Source organism: Fibrobacter sp. (assembly GCA_012523595.1).
In the GTDB taxonomy this organism is placed as follows: Bacteria; Fibrobacterota; Chitinivibrionia; order Chitinivibrionales; family Chitinispirillaceae; genus JAAYIG01.
Genome location: JAAYIG010000042.1, coordinates 1 through 7,999, shown reverse-complemented (window position 1 = coordinate 7,999; position 7,999 = coordinate 1). Strand labels below are relative to the sequence as shown.

The 7,999-nt window shown below is 46.2% G+C and carries 7 protein-coding genes and 1 pseudogene; 4 read left to right on the top strand and 4 right to left on the bottom strand.

Features of this window, described 5'->3' with window-relative positions; translation table 11 throughout:
- Window positions 1-99 precede the first annotated feature (99 nt).
- Entirely contained in the window at window positions 100-333 is a 234-nt protein-coding gene (locus tag GX089_02085) for a hypothetical protein (protein ID NLP01260.1), read from the bottom strand.
- Window positions 334-693: 360 nt separating this feature from the next.
- On the opposite strand from GX089_02085, the pseudogene GX089_02080 reads away from it, so the two are divergent.
- The 3 genes and pseudogenes from GX089_02080 (at window position 694) to GX089_02070 (ending at window position 2,310) form a co-directional block, all read left to right on the top strand.
- A pseudogene (locus GX089_02080) lies at window positions 694-1,017 on the top strand (Rpn family recombination-promoting nuclease/putative transposase).
- Window positions 936-1,613 carry a hypothetical protein gene (locus GX089_02075; GenBank protein NLP01259.1) on the top strand — a complete coding sequence of 226 codons (678 nt, stop codon included), beginning with the start codon at window positions 936-938 and terminating at the stop codon, window positions 1,611-1,613. Before GX089_02080 ends, GX089_02075 begins: the two are co-directional and overlap by 82 nt.
- A 109-nt stretch (window positions 1,614-1,722) precedes the next feature.
- Window positions 1,723-2,310: a CDP-alcohol phosphatidyltransferase family protein gene (locus GX089_02070; protein NLP01258.1), complete on the top strand. Its 588-nt coding sequence runs from the start codon at window positions 1,723-1,725 to the stop codon at window positions 2,308-2,310.
- 4 nt (window positions 2,311-2,314) lie between these two features.
- Here the strand turns inward: GX089_02070 and rfaE1 are convergent, their stop codons facing one another.
- From rfaE1 to GX089_02055, 3 genes are read right to left on the bottom strand one after another with little or no spacing between them, the layout of a single operon-like run.
- Entirely contained in the window at window positions 2,315-3,319 is a 1,005-nt protein-coding gene (gene rfaE1, locus GX089_02065) for a D-glycero-beta-D-manno-heptose-7-phosphate kinase (protein NLP01257.1), read from the bottom strand.
- The gene (locus GX089_02060; protein NLP01256.1) at window positions 3,319-3,963 is read right to left on the bottom strand and encodes a site-2 protease family protein; all 645 of its coding nucleotides are present in this window, start codon (window positions 3,961-3,963) and stop codon (window positions 3,319-3,321) included. The genes rfaE1 and GX089_02060 overlap by 1 nt, the downstream gene beginning before the upstream one ends.
- Window positions 3,960-5,276 (bottom strand): polysaccharide deacetylase family protein, encoded by a 1,317-nt coding sequence (locus GX089_02055; GenBank protein NLP01255.1) that lies wholly within the window; start codon window positions 5,274-5,276, stop codon window positions 3,960-3,962. The genes GX089_02060 and GX089_02055 overlap by 4 nt, the downstream gene beginning before the upstream one ends.
- A 289-nt stretch (window positions 5,277-5,565) precedes the next feature.
- Here GX089_02055 and GX089_02050 point away from each other — a divergent pair, with 289 nt between their 5' ends.
- The gene (locus GX089_02050; GenBank protein NLP01254.1) at window positions 5,566-7,716 is read left to right on the top strand and encodes a glycosyl hydrolase family 57; all 2,151 of its coding nucleotides are present in this window, start codon (window positions 5,566-5,568) and stop codon (window positions 7,714-7,716) included.
- Window positions 7,717-7,999 lie beyond the last annotated feature (283 nt).

The following is a 7,999-nucleotide window of genomic DNA, read 5'->3' as shown; positions in this document are numbered from 1 at the left end:
GCATTTATCGGCATTTATCGGCATTTATCGGTGGCATTTATGCCGCCTCTAGCCAAGTAAAGCCCGTTTAAACGGGCTTTTCTTGCGTGGAGGCGTCATTTATGACGCCTTCTGCTGAGGCTTCTTTTTCTTATGAGTAAAAAGCTTCACCCCCACGTGTTTCCTTCCCAAAACAAAGCCTACTGTCGCGCCCAGCACTGTCCCGATAATATGATTGAAAAGAAAGCGGAAAACCCCGGACAGAAGTCCAAATATCAGCTTCAAAACCAATGAAATAAGTCCTGCTACCCTGCAAATAACCCAGAATGGAAAACGTATGATTTTGCCAACCATAGTCTGTCTCCTTACTTTAAGAATCTGTTCTGTATCTGTATTACCTATGCTTTCTGCTTAGATAACCTGAAACAAATTAAGAACCAAAAAACCTTTTCTGTCTAAATCCAAAATAATCACTTCTAATCAATATAATTGTTAAAATCTTCTCCTCTGCTATAATTAAACCATCTTCAATCATGTTAATCAATGTAAATCATAAATTAAAAACCTCTACCCAGAGAAAATCAAAATAATCACCATCAATCAGTTAGAATGTATTAAATTCCTAATCAGATTTCCTTCCGAACTTATCCAATATTTCCCTGTTTAAAACAGATGACCAACAATACCAGGCTGATTCATCCCCATGATTAGTTTTTTAAAGATGCATTCAGCCGCATAGAGATAATGCGAAGCTTTGTTGAGCACTATCTTCTCCCCGAAGACAAGGTGCTTATCGATCCTTTAACACTGGAAGCGGTAAAGGACAGCCACATCAACCCTGAACTTCAGGAGTTTTTCTCCGATGTGGTATATGCGGGTTTAACACCCGATGGATCGGAGCATGTTTATCTTCTGTTTGAACATAAAAGTTACCCTGATCGCAAAATCGGAGTACAATTGCAGGAGAACATTGCCATGGTGCTCCAGTATCATCAGAGGCAACACAGCAGAGAAAGCGTCCTATCGTTTTATCCATAGTGATCTGCCAGGGACATTCCGGATGGGGCACTGAATTCCGGCCAATTGAACATTTCGTTCCTTATAAAAATCATCAGCACATTTTTCCTGACCTGCGATTTACCATTATCGACCTCACTACAATGGCCGATGACAAGATCAGGGGAACCTCTTATCTCAGGATTCTTTTCCTAACGCTCAAATACATTCACAACCCCGTATTGCCTGAGAAAATAAGGGATATAATCGTAATATTCAAGGAGCTAAATGATGACCCTGAGGCACCGGAATATTTCAAAGCACTTATGAAATATCTGGAGGGAGCTGCCAAGGAGAGCTTATTTCTTAAGTTGCAGGATAAGATTAAGAGAACCCTGAATGAGGGGAGAGACCAGATGTCAAGGTTACTTGAAGGGGTTTTAGAGGATTTTATCAAAAAGAAGCTGGAAGAAACTGCAAAAAAAAGCAGAATAGAAGGTAGGTTGGAGGGTATTGAGAAGGAAAGAATTGAAATTGCGCATAAAATGATTACCATTGGTTTAAGTGATGACCTTATCAGCAAGATCACAGGTTTTACCATTGAGCAAGTACAAGAGCTGCGGAAAAGTCCTCAATGAATAAGTGGTTTATTCTTTAATTTCCCCACGGGCAGACTTATTTTCTATACCTGACTCGTGCACCTCTTCTAAGAATCCGGTTTATCCGGGTACACAACCGGAGGAAACTATGAACCTGGCTACTCTCTTCACCCTGTCCCGGGTGATCATTGCTCCCATTTTCGCCTATGTATTCATTGTCGGCTACAGAATACACTCCCCTGCCTGGATCTGGGTAGCTGCTGCTCTCGCCGGACTTATTGAGATCTCCGATCTTTTCGACGGAAGAATCGCGCGGGCAAGAAATGAGGTAACAGATTTCGGAAAAGTCTTCGACCCGGTCGCAGACAGCGTCTCCCGTCAGACCGTCTTCATCTCTTTCATGGTCTCCGGAATCATCCCACTCTGGATGTACCTTATCTTTTTCTACAGGGATGCCTTCATGCAGTTGCTCAGAATAATCTGTGCATCGAACGGAATCGTGCTCGCCGCCCGCAAATCCGGAAAAACCAAAGCTGTCCTGCAGGGAATAGGAGCCTTCGGTGTTTTAGCGGTAGTACTGATGCAGTTTTATTCTGTAAAATGGATGCCACTTGAGATCGCCGGATATAATACCGGCTTCTGGGTACTTCTGCTGCCTGCTGTCTTTACCTTACTTTCGGTAATCGACTATATAATTCCCAACAGAGCCCTGATTAAAAAGATGCTCAGGCCCTGAACCTTTAAGCGACCCCGCACGCAGCCATCAGGTCCTCGGGGCTCACAGATGCGGTGCCAAGCTCTGCAACTGTCAATCCAGCGGCATAGTTTGCCAGAAATGCCGCCTCGATCGGTGTTGCACCACTTGTCACAGCAGCAGAAAACACACTGATAACCGTATCCCCGGCCCCTGTCACATCAAATACTTTCCTGGCCATGGTAGGAAGATGCCTGAATACTCTCCCGCTGCTCTCAAACAAAGCCATCCCACGCTCACTGAGAGTGATAAGCAGGTATGGAAGAGATAAATTGTCAACTATCTTCCATCCCAAATCCCTGATCTCCTCATCGGAACAGTTCCGGTAAGGAACACCCAGCATCGCATGCGCCTCCCTGAGATTTGGAGTAACCACTGTCACACCCTTGTATTGATCAAAATGGCGCTCCTTGGGGTCTATGGCTACGAAGTGCTTCGCCTTAGAGCATTTTTCTATAATTAGCTCTAGAAAAGGAAGAGATATAACCCCTTTTCCATAATCCGAGATAATAGTCCCCTGGCAGCGATCAAAGAGTCCCTGGTAGCTCTCCCAAAGTTTCTCACTCTCCTCACTGCTTAGATCCTTCACCAATTCCCGGTCAGCCCTGACAACCTGCTGGTTACGGGCAAGGATCCTTGTCTTTATAGTAGTAGGACGGGTACTGGAAAAGATTATCCCTTCTGAGCCGCACCCGATCTTCTCCAGGTTTCCCTTTAGATGCATCCCGTTTTCATCGTTACCACAAACCGATACCAACACCGGCTTTATCCCAAGACTGGAAAGGTTCTGAACCACATTGGCCGCCCCACCCAGCCCGCGGCTGACCGATTCAACCTCCACAACAGGAACAGGCGCCTCAGGAGAGATTCTCTTTACATCACCCCAGAGATATTCATCAACCATCACATCACCGACTACAATCAGCGATGTGTTACGGAAACTTTCAATTACCCTCTTTAAACGATCAGGAGAAATCTGCTGGCCCTGCATCAGAAAACCTTTCCAAAAATCAGAAAATTGAAGAATTTAAGGTATGGATTGAAAATCGGATTCATAATACTGCTGAATATGGGCATATGAAGCCCCCACTCGGCGATAAGAAGCACCATGAAAATCATGGGGAGATACCTGCTTTTCTGAATATACCCCGGAATCCAGGAATCAGGCAAAAGGCCCAGAAGAATCTTGGAGCCATCGAGGGGAGGAACAGGTATAAGATTGAAAAAAGAGATGCCTATATTTAAAAGAAAGCACAAATATAGAAAATCTCTGGTATGACCATTAAGAAGCAGTGATGGCCAGAAAGTACCCAGAATACGGATCGTATAACCAATAATCAGTGCCATGATTACGTTTGAAAGGGGACCCGCCAGGCTGACCAGCAAAATATCCCTCTTGGGCTTTTTAAAATTATAACCGTTTACGGGAACAGGCTTTGCCCAGCCAAAAGGTCCGAACAGAAGCATTATTGTGCCGAAGAGGTCCAGATGAGCTACGGGGTTGAGCGTAAGCCGCCCCTCATTGCGTGCTGTTGTATCCCCCAGCCTCAGCGCCATCCATCCGTGGGCAAACTCATGGATCGTCAGCGCGATCAGTATCGCCGGCACTCTCAGTATCAGAAGTTCAAAGTTCATTCTTTATCTTTCTTTGCAAGAGAGGAAACAGGAATATGGCTTTTTGGAGTCAGAAGCGCAAGGTTCAGACCTGAATTATTTACTATCTCTGAAACAGGTACAACCCGGTAGCCATTCTCCCTGAGCCTGTCGATAAGCACACCAAGCACACGATGAACCTGCTTACCCCTGTCAACCCGCTCTGTCCCAAGATGCATCAGTATGATGCCGCCATTTATTCCATGAGGTTTCGTTTCAGAGAGTGTCAATATTTTCTCCAGCACCTGTTCGGGAGTTTTAAATCCAGGAGTGTTTTCATCTGGAATCCAGTCATTGCTGTCGAGGTTCTGTGACCAGGTTCTCCCCTGACGCCATCCAATATGCAGATATCCCGATTGAAGCGCCCATCTGCAGATAGTACGGTTAAACTCACCATAAGGTGCACGCCAGAGAGGTAAAAAGCGAAGTCCGGTCTTCTTCAAGAGCAGATTTTCGTTTTCTGACAACTGTCTGGAGATAAACTCTTTATTTACTCCGGGAAGGAGTGAATGGGTACGGTCCTTGGCCCAGGTGGTAAGCCTGGGATGAGTCAGGGTATGATTACCTAGTTCGTGCCCCTCTTCGGCAATTCTCGATACAAGCTCAGGATATCTTCTGATAAACTCTCCTGTAAGAAACATGGTTGTCCTGACATTCCGTGATCTTAACGTATCGAGAATCTCATCCGCAGCATTTGCCGTTGAGCCGGCATCAAAGGTTATTGAAACCAGCTTCTGATCGGTTGATCCATTATTGAATGTAAGTGGAAAACCTTCATCGGTATATTCGCTGTTATTAGTAAAATCCCTACTACTATCATTTTTCCTTGACATAACCGGTTTAAGCGAATCCGGTTTTCCGGGAATCATCGCTGAGAGTGTCCTCAACTCCTCTTTAAGCGACAGGATCTCGCTGTTGCTTCTTTTCAGATGATCTATCAGGCGGAGCCTGTTTTCTCTCAGAGTCGAGTTTTCCTGTTTCAAAAAGTAAACCTCTCTCATGGCCCAGGTTCCTAATCCGGCACCGATAAAGGCCAGTGTAAAAGCAGCCCATACCACTAACCACTTTTTCGCAGGCCCTTTTTCATTGGCTTTATTCTGAACAACCTCAGGCGGGGTTATAGTTGGGCGTGGGTTTAACACCGATGGTGTGCATGAGAGTGCGCAGTAGAGATTTCCCTTGTATAGAACCGCGCATTCGTAACAGATCCATTTCCCGCACCTGCTGCACCGTCCCCGGGCCTTTTTCCCGGAATGGTTGAAGCAGTTATGTATTCGACGCTTTTTCGGAGGCATAATAATATAGGAATATAATTCTAGATTAATAGTTCTGATCAGAGAGAATGTCCTGATCGCTACGCCCGCTTTTTATAATCCTGCAAAGTAGAAGTGCGGAATATTTTGTGTAAACTGCACCACTGGCACTGAGCACGGGCACAAGAAAAACGCGAAGCGTTTACCCCTTTGCCGACCATCATATTAGGTGGTTTGTACAGGGTCTTGTCCCTTCAAAAATTTAATACTATACTAGCTATATCCGGCCAATGGGGTTTTTGTTTTCTTCAAGGTCTAAAAAGGAGAAATCATGTATTCAATTAATAAAAACCAATCTACCAACACCAACTCATCGCCCATCTTCAACCGAATCCTGTCCGTAGAAATCCCCGAAAAAATTGCAGCCGGGGATGAAGGTAAATCGCAAGAATTCACAATACGATTTACCACCGATGGGCCCGTGCCGTTTCCTCAGGTTATAATCAGGGATAACGGAAGAGAAATCCTCTTTAATGGTGAAAAGATTGAGTCCACACCCGATCACAAATTCAGTGTCAGGATTCCGAAGGGACTTTTTCTGTCCGGGAAATATTCTGTCCAGGTCGAGGGATGCAGAAAAGAGGACTGGCGCAGTGCAGGAGGTGGCGACTGGATAAAATGGAACGGAGAATTTACAGTCAATAGACCGCAGACAGCCGCAAAAATCACCTCTGTAAAAGTCAAAGGAGGTTCAGCGGTAAAGATCTATTTCGGTATTCACAAGCACATGCACCAGCCTTTTTACAGGGCCGCGGATACATCATACTGGGACGGGGAAAAAGAGTCAATTTTCGGCTCCAGATGCGGTCCGTATACCCATTTTATCCCGGATGCAGTAAAGCAGTATTCCGCCGGAGGTCTTCCACACGGAGGACTTTCCACAAGCTGGAGCGGATCTCTGATTGAGCAACTGAACAGATGCGACCGGGATGGTCTCTGCGGAGGATGTTTCCGGGGATGGAACCGTGTCCTCTCCGAAATTTCAAATGATAAAACAACTCTTGGCCACAGGAAAATGGGTTTTACAGCTTTCGGCTACTTTCATCCTCTGATGCCCCTTATCCCTCATCGGGACATTGTCAAGCAGATCGCCCTTCACCGTGAAACAATAAAGAAAACCTTCGGAACAGATACATCAGGCATTCTCTTTCCTCCTGAAACCGCTTTTCATGTAAGAATTATTCCCGCGCTGAAAGAAGCGGGAATAAAAGCTGTTATCTACGACTCCATCCACCGTTATCGTGCATGTAAAGACTACCCTTATGCTGGCATCAACGAGGGGATGCTTCCTCCGAACAGGGCAGAGCAGGTAAACGGGGCTGTCGATGACTGGATACAGCTTCAGAATATCTGGGCAGGATCCAAAATCAGCCCGTCACTTCTGAAACCGGAGTATATAAAATATGAGGACCCCGATGGAAAGGTTTACACAATAATAGGGGTACCGGCAGAGAGATATATCGGCAATGAGGATGCCCGGGGAGGGTATGGTGCTTTACAATATGAGCAGGTGCTCGGTCAGGTTTACGACAGTATTGTTTCTAACGGCACCTTCGATCCGGCTCATCCCCCATTTTTCGTTCTCCACTCCGATGGGGACAATCACGGAGGAGGTGCCGACAGTTACTATCATCATAATACCGGACGGATGGTGGAGTGGCTGAAGGGGGATGAGAGGTTTGAGCTGACAACTATCGATGATTACCTGGAGAAATTTCCACCTGATCCTGAGAAAGCGGTTCATATGGAACCCGGATCATGGAGCGGTGCAGATAACGGGGATCCCCAGTTCAGGAAATGGTTCAGCATGTATGACCAGCCCTACAGCCCGGATTTAAACTCCTGGGCAGTTCTCACAGCACTTCAGAACCACATTCACAGTCTTGAGGACGCGGGGTTGACCGACAAACGCTTCCTGAAAGCGGAACGGCTTATGTTGACAGCAGAGACAAGCTGCTACTGGTACTGGACAGGACAGGAAATCTGGGATCGTCAGGTAACAGAGGCTGCCAACGCGGCACTCTCCATCGCCGGCGATCTTATCGGTAAATTAAAAACCGGAGTCGATAAGACCGGTCCCACGATTTTCGCACCCTGGGTAACACCTGAGAATCCGGGAGGAAAGACCTGGGGGCAGGGTTGCCTTCGCAATGCAGAGAAGACAGCCACAGTTCACACCTTTATTCATGATATAAGCGGGATAGAGAGAGTGGAACTGGTATTGCGTTCGGGGGGAAAAGAGGAATGGATTCCCATGAAGTCAAGCGGTCCTTATCCGTCACGTACCTCACCCACCGCAACGGCCAATTATTATCGAGTCAATCTTCCCGAGGGGCTCGGTGATGTGCGGTATTATATCGAGGCGGTTGACAGGAAAGGGAACAGGAGCAGGTCGGGATTGGAGAGGATTTTTTTGGAATAAGGTATGAGGCCATATTATTGGTGGCATTAAATCGGCAGCGTTGTGGCGCATTTTTGGGAGGTATTATTCGGCACAATTCGGCGGTTCATAATTAGCGGCATTTCGCCGCGTTTTTCGGCGGCATAAATGCCGCCACCAGCCAAAAAAAAGCCCGGTTGCCCGTTATCACTCAAAATGACCGATAATTCTCATCGAAAATGACCGGTTATTCTCAACCAAAATGACCGATGATTCTCATTGAAAATGACCGACTTTTCTCACTCAAAATGACCGTTTAAAGATC

What these genes read in the sequence shown, in the direction of transcription:
- GX089_02050 (NLP01254.1), top strand. Translation starts at nt 5,566, where the DNA reads ATGTATTCAATTAATAAAAACCAATCTACCAACACCAACTCATCGCCC.
- GX089_02085 (NLP01260.1), bottom strand. Translation starts at nt 333, where the DNA reads ATGGTTGGCAAAATCATACGTTTTCCATTCTGGGTTATTTGCAGGGTA.
- GX089_02055 (NLP01255.1), bottom strand. Translation starts at nt 5,276, where the DNA reads ATGCCTCCGAAAAAGCGTCGAATACATAACTGCTTCAACCATTCCGGG.
- GX089_02060 (NLP01256.1), bottom strand. Translation starts at nt 3,963, where the DNA reads ATGAACTTTGAACTTCTGATACTGAGAGTGCCGGCGATACTGATCGCG.
- GX089_02070 (NLP01258.1), top strand. Translation starts at nt 1,723, where the DNA reads ATGAACCTGGCTACTCTCTTCACCCTGTCCCGGGTGATCATTGCTCCC.
- rfaE1 (NLP01257.1), bottom strand. Translation starts at nt 3,319, where the DNA reads ATGCAGGGCCAGCAGATTTCTCCTGATCGTTTAAAGAGGGTAATTGAA.